Annotated in this window: 14 protein-coding genes, 2 tRNA genes and 1 rRNA gene; 11 read left to right on the plus strand and 6 right to left on the minus strand. The window is 32.3% G+C overall.

Annotated features, from left to right (window positions below):
* The 5 genes from rrf to FLAPXU55_RS23125 form a co-directional block, all read left to right on the plus strand.
* A 5S ribosomal RNA gene (gene rrf, locus FLAPXU55_RS23105) occupies positions 1 to 90 on the plus strand; the annotation flags it as partial.
* Between the two features lie 71 nt (positions 91 to 161).
* Positions 162 to 234, plus strand: a tRNA-Phe gene (locus FLAPXU55_RS23110).
* 6 nt (positions 235 to 240) lie between these two features.
* Positions 241 to 326 (plus strand) — tRNA-Leu (locus FLAPXU55_RS23115).
* A 337-nt stretch (positions 327 to 663) separates the two neighbouring features.
* On the plus strand, positions 664 to 888 hold the full coding sequence (locus tag FLAPXU55_RS24235) for a hypothetical protein (RefSeq protein ID WP_317169664.1): 225 nt from the start codon (positions 664 to 666) through the stop codon (positions 886 to 888).
* Between the two features lie 14 nt (positions 889 to 902).
* Positions 903 to 1,337, plus strand: a complete 435-nt coding sequence (locus FLAPXU55_RS23125) for a nuclear transport factor 2 family protein (RefSeq protein WP_180861692.1) — start codon at positions 903 to 905, stop codon at positions 1,335 to 1,337.
* A 1-nt stretch (position 1,338) separates the two neighbouring features.
* On the opposite strand, the gene FLAPXU55_RS23130 is transcribed toward FLAPXU55_RS23125, so the two are convergent.
* Positions 1,339 to 1,989, minus strand: coding sequence for an endonuclease III domain-containing protein (locus FLAPXU55_RS23130; RefSeq protein WP_180861694.1), 651 nt, complete (start codon positions 1,987 to 1,989; stop codon positions 1,339 to 1,341).
* A gap of 46 nt (positions 1,990 to 2,035) precedes the next feature.
* On the minus strand, positions 2,036 to 2,902 hold the full coding sequence (locus FLAPXU55_RS23135; RefSeq protein ID WP_180861696.1) for an alpha/beta fold hydrolase: 867 nt from the start codon (positions 2,900 to 2,902) through the stop codon (positions 2,036 to 2,038).
* Positions 2,903 to 3,020: 118 nt separating this feature from the next.
* Here FLAPXU55_RS23135 and FLAPXU55_RS23140 point away from each other — a divergent pair, with 118 nt between their 5' ends.
* From FLAPXU55_RS23140 to FLAPXU55_RS23165, 6 genes are all read left to right on the plus strand, one after another.
* Positions 3,021 to 4,448, plus strand: coding sequence for a glycogen synthase (locus FLAPXU55_RS23140; RefSeq protein ID WP_180861698.1), 1,428 nt, complete (start codon positions 3,021 to 3,023; stop codon positions 4,446 to 4,448).
* Entirely contained in the window at positions 4,438 to 5,718 is a 1,281-nt protein-coding gene (locus tag FLAPXU55_RS23145) for a glucose-1-phosphate adenylyltransferase (protein WP_053474210.1), read from the plus strand. The genes FLAPXU55_RS23140 and FLAPXU55_RS23145 overlap by 11 nt, the downstream gene beginning before the upstream one ends.
* A 67-nt stretch (positions 5,719 to 5,785) precedes the next feature.
* Positions 5,786 to 7,690: a 1,4-alpha-glucan branching protein GlgB gene (gene glgB, locus FLAPXU55_RS23150; RefSeq protein ID WP_180861700.1), complete on the plus strand. Its 1,905-nt coding sequence runs from the start codon at positions 5,786 to 5,788 to the stop codon at positions 7,688 to 7,690.
* A gap of 203 nt (positions 7,691 to 7,893) precedes the next feature.
* Entirely contained in the window at positions 7,894 to 10,293 is a 2,400-nt protein-coding gene (locus FLAPXU55_RS23155; RefSeq protein WP_180861702.1) for a glycoside hydrolase family 31 protein, read from the plus strand.
* Between the two features lie 87 nt (positions 10,294 to 10,380).
* Positions 10,381 to 11,193: a M48 family metallopeptidase gene (locus FLAPXU55_RS23160; protein ID WP_180861704.1), complete on the plus strand. Its 813-nt coding sequence runs from the start codon at positions 10,381 to 10,383 to the stop codon at positions 11,191 to 11,193.
* A gap of 406 nt (positions 11,194 to 11,599) precedes the next feature.
* Entirely contained in the window at positions 11,600 to 12,913 is a 1,314-nt protein-coding gene (locus tag FLAPXU55_RS23165) for an MFS transporter (RefSeq protein ID WP_180861706.1), read from the plus strand.
* Positions 12,914 to 13,102: 189 nt separating this feature from the next.
* On the opposite strand, the gene FLAPXU55_RS23170 is transcribed toward FLAPXU55_RS23165, so the two are convergent.
* From FLAPXU55_RS23170 to FLAPXU55_RS23185, 4 genes are read right to left on the minus strand one after another with little or no spacing between them, the layout of a single operon-like run.
* Positions 13,103 to 13,825, minus strand: a complete 723-nt coding sequence (locus tag FLAPXU55_RS23170) for a head GIN domain-containing protein (protein WP_180861708.1) — start codon at positions 13,823 to 13,825, stop codon at positions 13,103 to 13,105.
* A 21-nt stretch (positions 13,826 to 13,846) separates the two neighbouring features.
* Positions 13,847 to 14,905: a DUF4097 family beta strand repeat-containing protein gene (locus FLAPXU55_RS23175; RefSeq protein WP_180861710.1), complete on the minus strand. Its 1,059-nt coding sequence runs from the start codon at positions 14,903 to 14,905 to the stop codon at positions 13,847 to 13,849.
* The gene (locus tag FLAPXU55_RS23180) at positions 14,889 to 15,425 is read right to left on the minus strand and encodes an anti-sigma factor (protein ID WP_180861712.1); all 537 of its coding nucleotides are present in this window, start codon (positions 15,423 to 15,425) and stop codon (positions 14,889 to 14,891) included. Before FLAPXU55_RS23180 ends, FLAPXU55_RS23175 begins: the two co-directional genes overlap by 17 nt.
* The gene (locus FLAPXU55_RS23185; protein WP_053474199.1) at positions 15,422 to 15,976 is read right to left on the minus strand and encodes an RNA polymerase sigma factor; all 555 of its coding nucleotides are present in this window, start codon (positions 15,974 to 15,976) and stop codon (positions 15,422 to 15,424) included. The genes FLAPXU55_RS23180 and FLAPXU55_RS23185 overlap by 4 nt, the downstream gene beginning before the upstream one ends.
* Positions 15,977 to 16,099 lie beyond the last annotated feature (123 nt).

Here is a 16,099-nt window from a genome sequence, read left to right on the forward strand (position 1 = left end):
GGCTCACCTCTTCCCATCCCGAACAGAGTAGTTAAGCCCGCCTGCGCAGATGGTACTGCAGTATTGTGGGAGAGTATGTCGTCGCCTTTCTTTTGAAAACCCTGTTTCCAAGAAACAGGGTTTTTTATTCTAACTTTTACTTATTTGTTTTAAGTAAATAAGGTACCTTAGCTCAGATGGTAGAGCAATGGACTGAAAATCCATGTGTCCCTGGTTCGATCCCTGGAGGTACCACATAATGCTCGGATGGTGAAATTGGTAGACACGCTGGACTTAAAATCCAGTGAACAGCAATGTTCGTGCGGGTTCAAGTCCCGCTCTGAGTACTAAAAACTTCAATTGGCTTTGCTAATTGAAGTTTTTTTTTGTCATAAAACTAATTTTAATAGTAATTTTTATACTTTTACTTTAATATTTTACCTTATAATTAAACTATGCAAAATATTTTTCAAAGAGAAGACTGTGATCAATTTATAAACCGCATTAATCAACTTGAAATAGATTCACAACCACTTTGGAGTAAAATGTCTGTTGATCAAATGCTGGCGCATTGCAATGTAACGTATGAAATGGTCTATGACAATATTCATGTTAAACCAAATGTCTTTGTAAGATTAATTCTAAAGTTATTAGCTAAAAATGCAATAGTAAGTGAAAAGCCTTATGCAAGAAATATTTCATACAGCTCCACAATTTATTATTGCCGGAGATCGTGATTTTGAACTGGAAAAAAGCAGATTGATCTCTTATATTCTAAAAACACAGGAATTAGGTGAAAATGAATTTGAGGGAAAAGAATCTCTTTCTTTAGGAAAATTAACTACAAAAGAATGGAATAATATGTTTGCGAAACATTTAGATCATCATTTATCACAGTTTAACGTTTAATTTAAATTTACAATATGAGAGTTTATTTTATTCTATTTTTTCTGTTTTTAGGATTATCATCCAATGCACAGAAGCAAGAAGTTCAAAAAGCTATTGAAATATTCTTTGAAGGATTTCATCAAAAAGATTCGGTGAAAATAAAAACTGTTTGTGCTGATAAAATGATTTTGCAATCTATTAGTGAAAGCTCTGTAAAGGGAAACAAATTATCTAATGAAAGTGCAGCTGAATTCTATAAATCTATTGCCACGATTCCGTCTACTATGAAATTTCAGGAGAAAATATTGAGTTATAATATTCAAATTGATGGAACTATGGCTCATGTTTGGGCACCATATGAGTTTTATTTAAACGATAAATTGAGCCATACCGGAGTAAATACTTTCACATTGTTTAAAGAAAAAGATTCCTGGAAAATCATTTACTTAATTGATACACGTAGAAAATAATCTAATTTTTAAGAACTACAGTGTTGTAATATAGACAGATATCTGTTAAAAGGCATTCTTCACATTTAGGTTTTGGTCTGCAGATTTCCCGTCCTAAAAAAGAAATTGCCATTCCAATTTCTGACCATATATTTTTTGGTAAAACTTCCATTAATTCTTTTTCTGCTTTAATTCCGTCTTTTGCCTCTTTTATTATACCAATTCTGGGAGCAACTCTTATAACATGTAAATCAGCAATAATTCCTTCTGGCGGTTTATTGGTTTCTCTTAAGATCACATTTGCAGATTTTCTTCCAATGCCTTTTAAAGCAGTCAATTCAGACATCGTTAAAGGAATATCCTTGTCATTTTTAATTGTTTTTGCAATTTCCAAAAGCCAATTGGCTTTGGTCGCGTGATTACGAACCTTACTTATGTAAGGAATAAAAGTTTCGAAATCAGTTTTTGATAAACTTGTAAGAGTTGGATATTTTTCAAATAAAGCTGGAGAAATGTTATTAATATTAGCATCAGAATCCTGAGCAGATAAAACAACCATAACCAAAAGTTGGTAAGTGTTTTGATAATCTAAAGGATGTTTTTTGCCTTTATATTTTTTTAAAATGGGTTTTAATTGAGTTTCCCAATCTATTGTTTCTCCAAATAAATCCATTTTTGTTTTTCTTTAGCGATTGATATTTAAATAGTTATGTATAAAGTTAACTATTTTTAATGAATTCTAAAGTTTTTTTAATAACAGTTTGATTCCCAAGTATTTTTCGGTGGCCTAATCCATCGGTTAAAAATAAAGTTCCGTTTTGAAGATTTTCATGAATATGAATTCCGGCTTTTACAGGAACTTCCGGATCATCGTTATCATGAATTACCAGCACAGGAATTTTGATTTTTTGTGTAGCTTTATATGCCGAAAAATCATCCATTTTTAATTGATATTTATCTTCAAAAAACAGCCTTAAGCGATCACTAAATTCTTTTTTTAGCTTCAATTTTAAAATAAAATCATCTAAAATATCCTGTACAATATCTCCGCTTCCAATTATTACAGCTTTGTTTACTTGTAAACCATCTTTAATTGCATTTAATACCGACATTCCACCTAATGAATGTCCAATTGCAAATTCAAAAGGACCAAATTGTTTTTCGATTTCCAGAATAGAAGCAATAAACTCAGACATAATCGTTGTTTTTCCTTCAGATTTTCCATGTGCAGGCGCATCAAAACTTACTGTAGAAAAATCATTTTGCAAAAGTTCATCGGCTATTTTAAATAATTGGGTTCCTCTGCCTGACCAGCCATGAATAAGTAAAACTTTACGCTCACTTTGGCCATATTGATAAGTTACAACATTTTTATTTATGGTTGGAACATGAACAATTTTTTGAATGCTTTTGTTGTCCATTTCAAGTTCACGTTTGGGAACCTTATGTTTTATAGGCGTTGTAAACAGTCGCGCTGCAAATTTAGTTGCTAGTTTGGTGGATACAAATGCGCAAATTTTGGCAGATAGTATAATTATCTGTGGAATTTTTAATGATTTAGTAGGATTAATTGCCTTTTTTGCCATTTCAATAAATCTGATTTAAAGGCAGTACTTTGCCTATTTTTTTGCTAAATTTAAAAAAAGATAAAAATAGCATATTAATGATTGTTTCTTTAAAAATAACCACAAATTAATTTCTGAAATGGAGATATTTCATATTAGTGCAGAATGTTATCCAATGGCAAAAGTCGGCGGTTTGGCTGATGTAGTTGGTGCTTTACCAAAGTACCAAGAGAACGCAGGACACGATGTTAGAGTTGTTGTTCCAGCTTATGATACAAAATTTAGAAATGAAAATAATTTTGACTGTGTACATTGGGGAACAGTTAAATTAGGAAATTTCAATTTCCCTTTTAGTGTTTTAAAAGAAAACACAGATAAATTAGGCTACGAATTATATCTCATTGAAATTAATGAATTATTTAATCGTCCGAATGTATATGGTTATGAAGACGATATTGAACGTTTCTTATCTTTTCAAATTGCAGTTTTAGATTGGATTATCGCCCGAAATAAAATTCCGGATATAATTAATTGTCACGATCATCATACCGGATTAATTCCGTTTCTGCTGCAATTTGCTTATAAATATGAAGTACTGAAAGATGTAAAAACGGTTATAACAATTCATAATGGCTTATATCAGGGCTGGTTTGGTTTTGATAAATTGTATTATCTGCCAGAATTCGATTTAAGACATGTGGGATTTTTAGAATGGAGTAATTCGATTAATTCATTGGCAGTTGCTGTAAAATGTGCGAACGCCGTTACAACAGTTTCTCCGAGCTATTTAAATGAAATTAATTATAGCGCAAATGGTTTAGAATCCTTGTTTCAATCTGTTAGAAATAAATCTAAAGGAATTTTAAACGGGATTGACATCGAAGTCTGGAATCCGTTAAAAGATCAAATGATTGCTGAAAATTATTCGATAGAAAACTTTGAAATTGGAAAACAGAAAAATAAAGAAAAATTATGCGACCAATTTGATTTAGATCCTTCAAAGCCATTATTTAGTTTTATAGGGCGTTTGTTTGAAGAAAAGGGAGGAGATTTACTACCTCAGGCTTCGGCACTTGCATTATCGGAACATTTTGAAGAGATCAATATTTTAATTTTAGGTTCGGGAAATGCTGAAATTGAATCGCAGTTAACCCAATTGCGTAATGATTATAAAGGAAATTACAATGTTTTTATTGGTTATAATGAAGAATTAGCGCATTTGATTTACGCAGGTTCAGATTATATTTTAATGCCTTCACGAGTAGAACCTTGTGGTTTAAACCAAATGTATGCCATGCGTTATGGAACAATTCCAATTGTCAGGAGAACCGGTGGCTTGCGTGATACTGTTATTGATTTTGGAGATGAAGGAAACGGAATCTGTCATGATCAGGCTTCGGTTGGAGATATTTGTTATTCTATAAATCGTGCGGTTAAATTGTACGATGACAAAATAAATTTTAATACCGTTTTACGAAGAGGAATGGCTGCAGACCATTCCTGGGAAAGTGTTTGCCAAGAATATATCGAGATATACAACCTAATAATTGAGAAAAATGAAATTTAAAAAGAAAAATGTAGTTGCTATTATTTTAGGAGGAGGACAAGGATCACGTTTGTTTCCATTAACAGAAACGAGATCAAAACCGGCTGTTCCAATTGGAGGAAAATATCGTTTGGTCGATATTCCAATTTCTAATTGTATCAATTCTGATATTTTTAAAATATTTGTTTTGACACAGTTTAACTCCGCATCTTTAAATGCACATATCAAAAACACTTTCAATTTTAGTATTTTCAGTCAGTCATTTGTTGATATTTTGGCGGCAGAGCAAACACCGGATAATCCAACCTGGTTTCAGGGAACGGCAGACGCTGTTAGACAATGTATGTCGCACTTTTTAAAACACGATTTTGATCACGCTTTAATTCTTTCGGGCGATCAATTGTATCAAATGGATTTTAACGAAATGCTTGAAGCACACATTGCTGCTGACGCTGAAATTTCGATTGCAACTTTGCCGGTAAATGCTAAAGATGCACCAGAATTCGGAATTCTTAAAACCGATCATGAAAATAATATTCATGCTTTTATCGAAAAACCAAACGCTTCATTATTGCCTGAATGGGAATCTGAAGTGAGTGAACATATGCAGGAAAAAGGTAAAAAGTACCTTGCTTCAATGGGAATTTATATTTTTAATAAACCATTGTTAGAAGAATTAATGGCGAATCAGGAAACAAAAGATTTCGGAAAAGAAATCATTCCGCAAGCTGTTGGAAAACATAAAATTCTAAGTTATCAATATGAAGGATATTGGACAGATATCGGAAACATCGAGTCATTTTTTGAAGCCAATATTGGTTTAACGGCTGATATTCCGGAGTTTAATTTGTTTGATAACGAAAACAAAATCTTTACAAGACCAAGATTATTACCGCCATCAAAATTTAGAAATTCAATTATTAATCAATCTTTAATTTCTGAAGGCTGTATCATTAATGCAAAAGAAATTAAAAGTTCGGTGATTGGAATTCGTTCAAGAGTGGGCGTAGGAACCGTATTAGAAAACTGTTATGTTATGGGGAACGATTTTTATCAGGATCTTGACGAAATGAATCATGAAAGCAGTATCAATAAAATTCATGTTGGTATTGGTGAAAATTGTTTTATTAAAAATGCCTTGGTTGATAAAAATGTTCGAATTGGAAATAACGTTCATATCAACGGAGGAAAACATTTGGATAATTTTACCAATGAATTGTATAGCATAAAAGACGGAATTGTTGTGATTAAAAAAGGAGTTACATTATCGGATAATTTCAGAATTGAATAAAATTTGAAAAATTTTAATAAAAAAAATCCAAATTCCAATTTTTAAATTATTGCCTTAAAAACCAAATATGACTAAAGTAATCACACATTCTCTATTTACTGATTTTGATATAGATTTATTCAAAGCGGGAAAACACTTCAAATTATATGAAAAATTAGGAGCGCATTTAATTGAAGTTAATGGAGTTAAAGGTGTTTACTTTGCCGTTTGGGCACCTACAGCACATTCTGTTTCGGTTGTTGGCGATTTTAATTATTGGAATCAGGGAGAACATCTTTTAAATGTTCGCTGGGATTCTTCGGGGATTTGGGAAGGATTTATTCCAGATATTTCAAAAGGAGCTCTTTATAAATATAAAATCCAATCGAATATTGACGGCATAATAACTGAAAAAGCAGATCCTTTTGCTTTATACTGTGAAAAACCGCCACATACTGCTTCTGTAGTCTGGGATTTAGATTATAAATGGAAAGACGAAAACTGGATGCAGAATCGTAAAGAGAAAAACGCTTTAGATAAACCTTATTCTGTTTACGAAGTTCATTTAGGTTCCTGGAAACGAGCAGAACATAATCGCTTTTTAAGTTATTTAGAACTGGCAGATGATTTGGTGAAATACGTTAAAGAAACCGGTTTTACACACGTAGAATTTATGCCTATTATGGAATATCCTTATGATCCTTCATGGGGTTATCAGTTAACAGGATATTTTGCGCCGACCTCACGTTTTGGGAAACCGCAGGATTTTATGGTTTTGGTCGATAGACTGCATCAGGAAGGAATTGGCGTAATTTTAGATTGGGTTCCGTCACATTTTCCAGACGATGCACATGGTTTAGGCTATTTTGACGGATCGCATTTATACGAGCATCCGGATCGCAGAAAAGGCTATCATCCAGATTGGAAAAGTTTGGTTTTTAATTACGGAAGAAATGAAGTTCGTGCTTTTTTAATTAGTAACGCTGTGTTTTGGCTTCAAAATTATCACGTTGACGGATTAAGAGTTGACGCTGTAGCTTCAATGTTATATCTTGATTATTCCAGAAAAGAAGGCGAATGGGAAGCCAATATTTTTGGCGGAAGAGAAAATTTAGACAGCATAAGTTTTCTTAAAGAATTTAATGAAGTTATCTATGCTAATTTTGATGGAGTTCAAACTATTGCAGAAGAAAGTACTTCGTTCCCGATGGTTTCAAGACCTACGTTCACGGGCGGTTTAGGTTTCGGAATGAAATGGATGATGGGTTGGATGCACGATACTTTAAAATATTTTCAAAAAGAAACGGTATATCGAAAATACCATCAAAATGATTTGACATTTTCGATGACGTATGCTTTTACGGAGAACTTTATGCTTCCGTTTTCTCATGATGAAGTAGTTTACGGCAAAAAATCTCTTATTTATAAAATGCCGGGCGACGAATGGCAGAGATTTGCCAATTTGAGATTATTATATGGATATATGTTTACGCATCCCGGAACTAAATTATTATTTCAGGGAGCTGAATTTGGTCAAACCGGCGAATGGAATTTCGAACAAAGTTTAGACTGGCATTTACTGCAATATGATTTTCATTCGGGAATAAAAAGATTAATTACAGATTTAAATCAATTGTATAAATCTCGTCCAGCATTGTATGAAAAGCAATTTACGGGAGAAGGTTTTGAATGGATAAATTATTCAGATCATCAAAATGCGGTTTTATCTTATATCCGAAAAGGAAATAATGCAGATGAAAATGTAATTATAGTCTGTAATTTCACGCAAGTGGTACGAGAAAATTATAGAATTGGAATTCCGAAGAAAGGTCAGTTAGAAGAGATTTTTAATAGCGATGCTGTAATTTATGGCGGCGGTGGTGTTGGAAACGGAAAATCAATAAAAATTGAATCAACGCCTTATGATGGAAGGGATTTTTCTGTCGAATTAATTTTGCCGCCATTAAGCGTAACAGTTTATTCTTTCGTTTAAATAAAATCTGACAAATATTTTTAGCGGTATTGTTTTGTCATTTTATCGTTTTTAAATTATCGAATTGTTGATTTTTTGAGATGTAATTTAATTCTCAGACAGAAAAAACGTTTTCGTGAATAAACCTTTTATTCATAGCCCTTTACTAACTTTTTTTGTATGTTTGAAATAGAGATTATTGTTATAATTAATTCATTGGCGATATGATTACAAACACATCATTAGAATACAAAGGCGATTTATATCCATCAAAGATAGTTTCGTACGAGCATGAAGGAGATTCTATATTTTTTAATACAGATAATAAAGTAATCTTAAAAGTTACTGTTCTTAGAGACAGTTTAATTCGATTTCGCTTTACTACAAAAGGGTATTTTAGCAATGATTTTTCGTATGCAATTGACAAAAGTCAGCTTCATGGCTATAATTTTTTGGAACTTACTGAAGAAGAAACCTATTTCCAGATCAGAACCAGTAAAGTAAAATGTAAAATTCAAAAGGCAGATCTTCGTGTTTGGATTTACGATTTAAATGATTTCCTGATTTTAGAAGATGAACTTGGTTTTCATTGGGAAGAAAGCTACGAATATGGCGGAAATATTGTAAAAATGAGTAAATCTTCTAAAGACGGTGAATGTTTTTACGGTCTTGGAGATAAGGCGACTCAAATGAATTTAAAGGGCAAAAGAGTCGAAAATTTTGCTACAGATCAATACGCTTATCAAAAAGAACAAGATCCTCTTTATAAAGTAGTTCCATTTTATATTGGTTTACATAACAAACAATCTTACGGTATTTTCTTTGATAATACCTTTAGAACTTTTTTTGATTTTTGTCAGGAAAGAAGAAATGTAACGAGTTATTGGGCAGAAGGAGGAGAAATGAATTATTATTTCATTTACGGCCCTCAAATGCAGGATGTTGTAACAACTTATACCGATTTAACCGGAAAGCCGGAATTACCGCCGCTTTGGGTTTTAGGATATCACCAATGTAAATGGAGTTATTATCCTGAAAGTAAAGTCAAAGAAATCACTTCAAAATTTAGAGAACTTAAAATTCCGTGCGATGCCATTTATCTGGACATTGATTATATGGAAGGTTTTCGATGTTTTACCTGGAATAAAAACTATTTTCCAGATCCAAAAAGAATGGTCGCTGAATTAGCCGAAGACGGTTTTAAAACTGTTGTAATCATCGATCCGGGAATTAAAATTGATAAAGATTACTGGGTTTACAAAGAAGCCTTAGAAAAAGATTATTTCTGCAAAAGAGCCGATGGACCTTATATGAAAGGAAAAGTCTGGCCGGGAGAATGTAATTTTCCAGATTATACAAATCCTGCAGTTAGAGAATGGTGGGCTGGTTTATTTAAAGAATTAGTTTCTGAGATTGGCGTAAAAGGAGTTTGGAATGATATGAATGAACCTGCTGTAATGGAGGTTCCAAATAAAACGTTCCCGATGGATGTTCGTCATTTTTACGATGGAAATCCGTGCAGTCATAGAAAAGCCCATAATATTTATGGAACACAAATGGCAAGGGCAACGTATCATGGTGTGAAACGATTTGCTTATCCAAAACGTCCATTTGTCATTACAAGATCTGCTTATTCTGGGGCACAGCGTTATACATCTTCCTGGACAGGAGATAACGTTGCAACTTGGGAACATTTGTGGATTGCAAATATTCAGGTGCAGAGAATGTCAATTTCAGGAATGGGATTCACAGGTTCTGATATTGGCGGATTTGCAGAACAGCCAACAGGTGAATTATATGCACGCTGGATTCAGTTAGGTGTTTTTCATCCATTTTGTAGAACGCACTCTTCCGGAGATCACGGAAATCAGGAACCTTGGGCTTTTGACGAAGAAGTAATTAATATTACGAGAAAATTTGTCAGCCTTCGTTATCAATTATTACCTTATTTGTATACCATGTTTTGGCAGTATATTGAAGAAGGACTTCCGATGTTGAAACCTTTGGTTTATTACGATCAGGAAGATACACAAACGCATTATCGTAATGATGAATTCATCTTTGGAAATCAAATTTTAGTATGTCCAATACTTGAACCTAATGCTGTAGGTAGACGTATGTATATTCCAAGAGGTGAGTGGTATAATTACTGGACAAATGATTTATTTGTTGGTGGAAAAGAAATCTGGATTGATACCAAATTTGATGAAATTCCGGTTTTTGTAAAAGCAGGAGCTGTTATCCCAAAATATCCGGTGCAGCAATATGTAGGCGAACTGGAGTTTGATGAGTTAACGCTGGATGTTTACTTTAAAAACGGAAAAGAAAAGTCTGTAGTTTATGAAGATGCTCAGGACGGTTATGATTATAAAAAAGGTCGTTACAGCTTTTTGTCTTTTAGAACAATCGGAAAAGAAAAAGAACTTATCATTCAGCTTCATAAAGAAGGAAAATACGATACGCCATACAGCAAGTATAAAATTAATTTAATTGGACTTCCATTTAAAGTAACGGAGATTGAAATCGACAACGAAAAAATAGAATTTGATAAGATTGGCTTTGAATTAAACAATTTCTTACTGGTTGATAAAGAATTTAATGAACTTCATATTATAGGTGAATAAGTAAAATTCTGATAGCAATTGAAATAATTGTGTAAGATTTTAAGTAATATTAATTGTATTTTTGTGTGTGTTTAAATCTTTAAAATCATGAAAAAACATTTAATTTCAGGCCTTTTTGCAGTTGTTTTAGTATGCAGCTGTGCAACGAATCCTATAACTGGAAAACAAAATTTAAATTTTGTTTCAAATAGTGAATTATTTCCATCTTCTTTTCAGCAATACAGTCAGTTTTTATCTGAAAATAAAGTAATAACAGGAACTGCAGACGCAAAACGCGTAGAAACTGTTGGATTTAAAATAAAAGCTGCAGCCGAAAAATATTTAGCCTATTTGGGACAATCACAATATCTAAAAGATTATCGCTGGGAATACAAACTTGTTGATAATAAAGAAGTCAATGCCTGGTGTTTACCTGGAGGAAAAATTGTAGTTTATTCAGGAATATTACCAGTGACACAAAACGAATCTGGTTTAGCAACCGTAATGGGACATGAAGTTTCACACGCCTTAGCTAATCATGGAGCACAAAGAATGTCGGCGGCGCAATTACAGCAAATAGGCGGAGCAGCTTTAGGAGCAGCAACAAGCGGAAAATCTGAAGCAACACAGCAAATTTTTGCACAAGCTTATGGAATTGGATCTGAAGTAGGAGTAATGCTGCCATTTAGCAGAAGTAACGAAAGTGAAGCAGATAAAATAGGATTAACTTTAATGGCTATTGCCGGATATAATCCAGATGATGCTGTTGCGTTCTGGACCAGAATGTCGGCTAAATCAGGAGGTTCAGGAACACCGGAATTTATGAGCACGCATCCGTCTGATGCTACGAGAATTGCCAATATAAAATCATTAATTCCCGAAGCTAAAGCGATTGCACTTAAAGTTGGTACAATTAAATAATAGACTATTTCAAAAAATATAAAGATAGGCTGCTCAAAAGTTGGAGCAGCCTTTTTTATTATATATACTTCTCTGTTCCATAGGAACATTCATCGGTAGAAAAATATATTTTTATCATTGTTTACGTTCCGTAGGAACGTTTGATTTTGAAATTATTTTTTAATAATCAAATAATCAAATGTTCCAATGGAACATATATACAGCTGATCATTATTTTTTCTACCAATGAAACATTCCTAACGGAATGAACAAAATAATATATCGTAAAAGAGTTTCCTTTGACTTTTAAGACAACTTTTTTTATGCTTTAAATTCTTTATAATTTAATAATGCATGAATTCGATAATTTATATTTGATTATCATAAAAATTGGATAAATTCGTAGCGCAATAACAAAACCATTTCTATGAAAAACCTACAAAAAGGAGATAAGAAATTATTAAATGCCTGGGCATTTTATGATTGGGCAAATTCAGTTTATACACTTACAATTGCATCGGCAGTATTTCCAATTTTTTACGAAGCTTTATTTGCAGAGAGAGATCATTATATTGATGTTTTCGGACTTCATTTAAAAAATTCTGCATTAATTAGCTTTATAACTGCTGCGGCCTTTTTAGTTGTTTCCTTTATTTCACCATTATTATCAGGAATTGCTGATTATGTAGGAAATAAAAAATCATTCATGAAGTTTTTCTGTTATTTAGGAGCGCTTTCGTGTATGGGATTGTATTGGTTTGATCTCGCAAATATTTATGTTGGATTGGCTTTTTATTTTCTTGGATTATTAGGGTATTGGGGAAGTTTGGTTTTCTATAATTCATATCTTCCGGATATTGCTTTTGAAGAACAGCAGGACAGAATTAGCGCAAAAGGATATTCTTTAGGATATATAGGAAGCGTTATTTTGCTGATTATCAATTTAGCAATGATAATGAAACCAGACTGGTTTAATATTTCCGGTCCAGAACCTGCTATGAAAGCAATGCGTTATTCTTTTATAATGGTAGGAGTTTGGTGGATTCTATTTAGCCAATACACGTATTATTATTTGCCAAAAGGAAGTAAAGAAACAACTCAAAAATTAACTAAAGATGTTTTCTTTAATGGATTTAAAGAACTTAAAAAAGTTTGGGCTTCTTTGCAGAATATTATTGCTTTAAAACGTTATTTAGGCGGTTTTTTTGTTTCTAGTATGGCAGTACAGACTGTGATGTTGGTTGCAACTTACTTTGGGGCTCAGGAAATTCAATGGTCATCGCCTGAAGAAAGCCAAAAAGGCTTAATTATTTGTATTTTGCTAATTCAATTAGTTGCTGTTGTTGGTGCAGTTTTAACTTCAAGAGCTTCTGAAAAATTTGGAAATATTCCCACATTGATTTTTATTAATGCAATTTGGGCAGTATTTTGTGCTTTGGCTTATTTCATCACATTGCCAGTGCATTTTTATGTTATGGCTACAGTTGCCGGATTTGTAATGGGCGGAATTCAGGCTTTATCCCGTTCTACGTATTCAAAATTATTACCAGAAACAGAAGATACAGCTTCATTTTTTAGCTTTTATGACGTTGCAGAAAAAATAGGAATTGTAATAGGAATGTGTGTTTACGGAATTATCGATCAAATTACAGGAAGTCCGCGTGCGGCAATTGTTATTTTGGCAGTATTCTTTGTTACTTCTATTTTTCTATTAAGAAGAGTACCAAAAAAGGCAGTTTAAAAATCTCTTTATAATATATTTTAAAGCCGGACATTGATTTTAAAATCATTTGTCCGGCTTTTTTATTTTATAAGATTAAGTCTAATTTATTAGAAATTGAAATAAAAGCTCAATAATAAACAAGAAGCTGCTGTTCTGTTATTTGATTGATGATAAAAGTAAATTTATTATTGAGCTTTTATATAAAAATTAAGCTTTAGTAATGTTTCCAGATCCAGAAACTTTTACATCGCGTTTTTCAGGATTTCCTGCATATTTAATGTTTCCAGAACCTGAAACTCTTGCAGTTAATTTTTCATTGCAGGTAACTTTGCTATTTCCAGAACCTGAAACATTTACATCTACATTTTTAGATTTTAAACTTCCCGCATCAATATCTCCGGAACCTGAAAGTTTTGTTGTAAAGTTATCTGCAGTTCCTTTTAAATTTACATTTCCTGAACCGCTTAAATTAAGTTCAAAATCATTTGAATCAATTGCTAAATTAAAGTTTCCTGACCCAGATAGTTTAGCTTGAAGTTTGTCGCTTTTAATGGCATCTTTAGACTGAATATTTCCTGATCCTGACAATGCTATATTAGAGATTTTTTCAAACGGAACGGTGATTTGTATGTCTTTTCCGCTGCTTGGTCGGATGTTTTTGAATGATTCAATATAAATTTTTAAAGTATTATCTTCTACTTCAACTTTAATGGATGACAGTAAGTTTTCTTCTCCTTTAATCGTAATTTTTCCTTCTTTTCCGGCCACAAGGTTTACATCAAAAAAGCCTGAAATTTTAATACCGTCATAATCTCCTGTAGTTCTGGTTTCAGTTACAACTTTACCGTTTCCTTTAATTTTATTTTGAGCGTTTGCATTAAAACTCAAAAGAAATACTGCACAAACAAATAATAGAATTGATTTTTTCATAGTCTTGATTTTTTTAGATGATTAATTTTTTAATACTGACACGCTGCCGTAATTTGTAGTGATGTTGATTTTATTTTGTCCTTTTTTCTTGTAAAAGCCGCTTATTCTTTTGGTATTGCTTTTAATTTCAGAAACCGAAATATCTAAAGCACTGTCAGGTTTAATATTACTGTATCGTCCAGATATATCAAAATCAAAGGCATAGTTGGGATCAAAACCAAGTGAAACATCAGTATATCCTGAATTTATGCTCACATTTCCCGCTTTTTCATTAATGTTTTTCACACTGATTTTGCTGTAATTGGTATCAAAATTAAAACTGCTTGAAATTTCTCCAATCGAAATGGTTAAATAATTCCCGGAACCTGATAATGAATTGATTTTTTGAAATTTAAAAGTCCCGTAATTACAGCTGTATTTAATATTCTGACCATCATTTAAGGTAACATCGGTATAATTGGCATCAAGGTTAAGATTTCCCGAATCATTAATTTTTAGACCCGAATATCTGGCATCAATATTTCCGTTTTTAATATACTCGATACTTGAATTTTGACAGTACGCAATTTCAATTCGGTTGCTTGAACCGTTTAATCTTCCTAATATCGTTTTTCCGTATTTACAGCTAATATCCGTTGTCGATTCTAAATTGAGCGTTGTAATGTTTCCATATTTATTAACCAGTTTTACAGAACCATTTTTAGGAATTTTAATAACATAATTAATTTCAAAACTGTTATTGCTTCCTTTACTTTTAAAAGTCGAGTTTCCAATATTAGTTATCGCAGTTACTAAGCTTTTCAGCGCTGTAATTTCAATGTCAATACTGTTTAGTTTTTCGTTTACCCAGTTTTCGTTTGTACCGTTAACTTTAATGGTAATGTCAAGATCAATTTTATCTTCATCCCAGGTAGATACTGTGATGTTTCCATATTTGTTATCAATATCAATTCCTGCATTAGAGTTGACGATATAGGTTTTTTTGATACTTTTTTCTTTGGTAATAAAAGTATCATCATTTGAAAATCCTAAAAAAGGAATCAACAGCAATAGGATTAGTAAATTATAATGTTTTTTCATTAGATGTGTTTTTTAAATTTTCGTTTTCTTCAATTCGCTTTAAAACCGTCTGCAAAAAGGAAATTCTCGTTTGCAGGTTGCTTATCATCGCGTAAATAATTTGTTTGTTTTCCCCGTTTTTCTGAACCTCTTTAATGATTTTTTCATAATCAGCATCAAACACTTTCATTTGTTTTAATGCATCATTTATAATCTGTTCATTTTCCGGTGAATTCTTTTCTTTTAATTTAACTAGCTCATTCTCGATCAAAATATTAAAGATAGAATCCGTACGTTTGGTTTCCTGCGATGCAAATTTGAGTTCCTTTGGTTTTTCATTATTATTGTAAAATAATGACACGCCCAAAAGCACAGCAATTGATGCAGCAATGGCCCAGCCGGCAAAATTCTTTTTTCGTGGCTTTTTGTTATTCAATTTGTCTAAAAAATCAATTTGATGCTCCGGATTCATTTCATGAATATCCCATTGATTTTCAAACTTGTTAAATAATTGATCTAAATCGTCATTTTCCTTTTTCATATCTCCTCTAATTTTTTTCGTAAACTTTCTTTGGCGCGGCTTAAAGTGGTTCTGCAGTTGGCGTAGCTAATATTCAATATTTCGCAGATTTCTTCCTGATCGTAGCCTTCTATATAAAAGAGCGTCAAAACCATTCTGTAATTGTCTTTCAGGCCCGAAATGGTATCCAAAACCTGTTTCACCTTAAGTGAATTCAAGTCAATACTTTCAGACAATATAGAATCATTTTCTTCTATTTTAAAAAGCGTTTTATTCAGGTCTTCCATCTGGAAAGCATTGTTTTTCTTATAAAAATCAATACTGTAATTAATGATGATTTTTTTAAGCCACGCACCAAACGCAACTTCCTGCTTATAATCGTTAATTTTTGTAAAAGCTTTCAAAAAACCTTCCTGCATGACGTCTTGTGCAAAATGCTCGTCTTTTACAATCCTGTAAGCCACGTTGTACATAGCTTTACAATAACGATTGTAAACTTCGAATTGAGCCTTTTGGTTATTGTTTTTACAAAGCGCGATTAATTCTTCGATATTTTGATTTGTTATACTCAAGTAATGGTTGCTAGTTTTTTATAATGACTTTGCTTTTTTTAATATGTTACACTTTTTATAAAATTAATTTTAATTTTTTTAGAAATAGATGAAATTAAGGGCTAAAACTAAATTTCAAACGTC

It is taken from the genome of Flavobacterium panici (assembly GCF_903819335.1).
Lineage (GTDB): Bacteria > Bacteroidota > Bacteroidia > Flavobacteriales > Flavobacteriaceae > Flavobacterium > Flavobacterium panici.

What these genes read in the sequence shown, in the direction of transcription:
- FLAPXU55_RS24235 (WP_317169664.1), top strand. Translation starts at nt 664, where the DNA reads ATGCAAGAAATATTTCATACAGCTCCACAATTTATTATTGCCGGAGAT.
- FLAPXU55_RS23125 (WP_180861692.1), top strand. Translation starts at nt 903, where the DNA reads ATGAGAGTTTATTTTATTCTATTTTTTCTGTTTTTAGGATTATCATCC.
- FLAPXU55_RS23130 (WP_180861694.1), bottom strand. Translation starts at nt 1,989, where the DNA reads ATGGATTTATTTGGAGAAACAATAGATTGGGAAACTCAATTAAAACCC.
- FLAPXU55_RS23135 (WP_180861696.1), bottom strand. Translation starts at nt 2,902, where the DNA reads ATGGCAAAAAAGGCAATTAATCCTACTAAATCATTAAAAATTCCACAG.
- FLAPXU55_RS23140 (WP_180861698.1), top strand. Translation starts at nt 3,021, where the DNA reads ATGGAGATATTTCATATTAGTGCAGAATGTTATCCAATGGCAAAAGTC.
- FLAPXU55_RS23145 (WP_053474210.1), top strand. Translation starts at nt 4,438, where the DNA reads ATGAAATTTAAAAAGAAAAATGTAGTTGCTATTATTTTAGGAGGAGGA.
- glgB (WP_180861700.1), top strand. Translation starts at nt 5,786, where the DNA reads ATGACTAAAGTAATCACACATTCTCTATTTACTGATTTTGATATAGAT.
- FLAPXU55_RS23155 (WP_180861702.1), top strand. Translation starts at nt 7,894, where the DNA reads ATGATTACAAACACATCATTAGAATACAAAGGCGATTTATATCCATCA.
- FLAPXU55_RS23160 (WP_180861704.1), top strand. Translation starts at nt 10,381, where the DNA reads ATGAAAAAACATTTAATTTCAGGCCTTTTTGCAGTTGTTTTAGTATGC.
- FLAPXU55_RS23165 (WP_180861706.1), top strand. Translation starts at nt 11,600, where the DNA reads ATGAAAAACCTACAAAAAGGAGATAAGAAATTATTAAATGCCTGGGCA.
- FLAPXU55_RS23170 (WP_180861708.1), bottom strand. Translation starts at nt 13,825, where the DNA reads ATGAAAAAATCAATTCTATTATTTGTTTGTGCAGTATTTCTTTTGAGT.
- FLAPXU55_RS23175 (WP_180861710.1), bottom strand. Translation starts at nt 14,905, where the DNA reads ATGAAAAAACATTATAATTTACTAATCCTATTGCTGTTGATTCCTTTT.
- FLAPXU55_RS23180 (WP_180861712.1), bottom strand. Translation starts at nt 15,425, where the DNA reads ATGAAAAAGGAAAATGACGATTTAGATCAATTATTTAACAAGTTTGAA.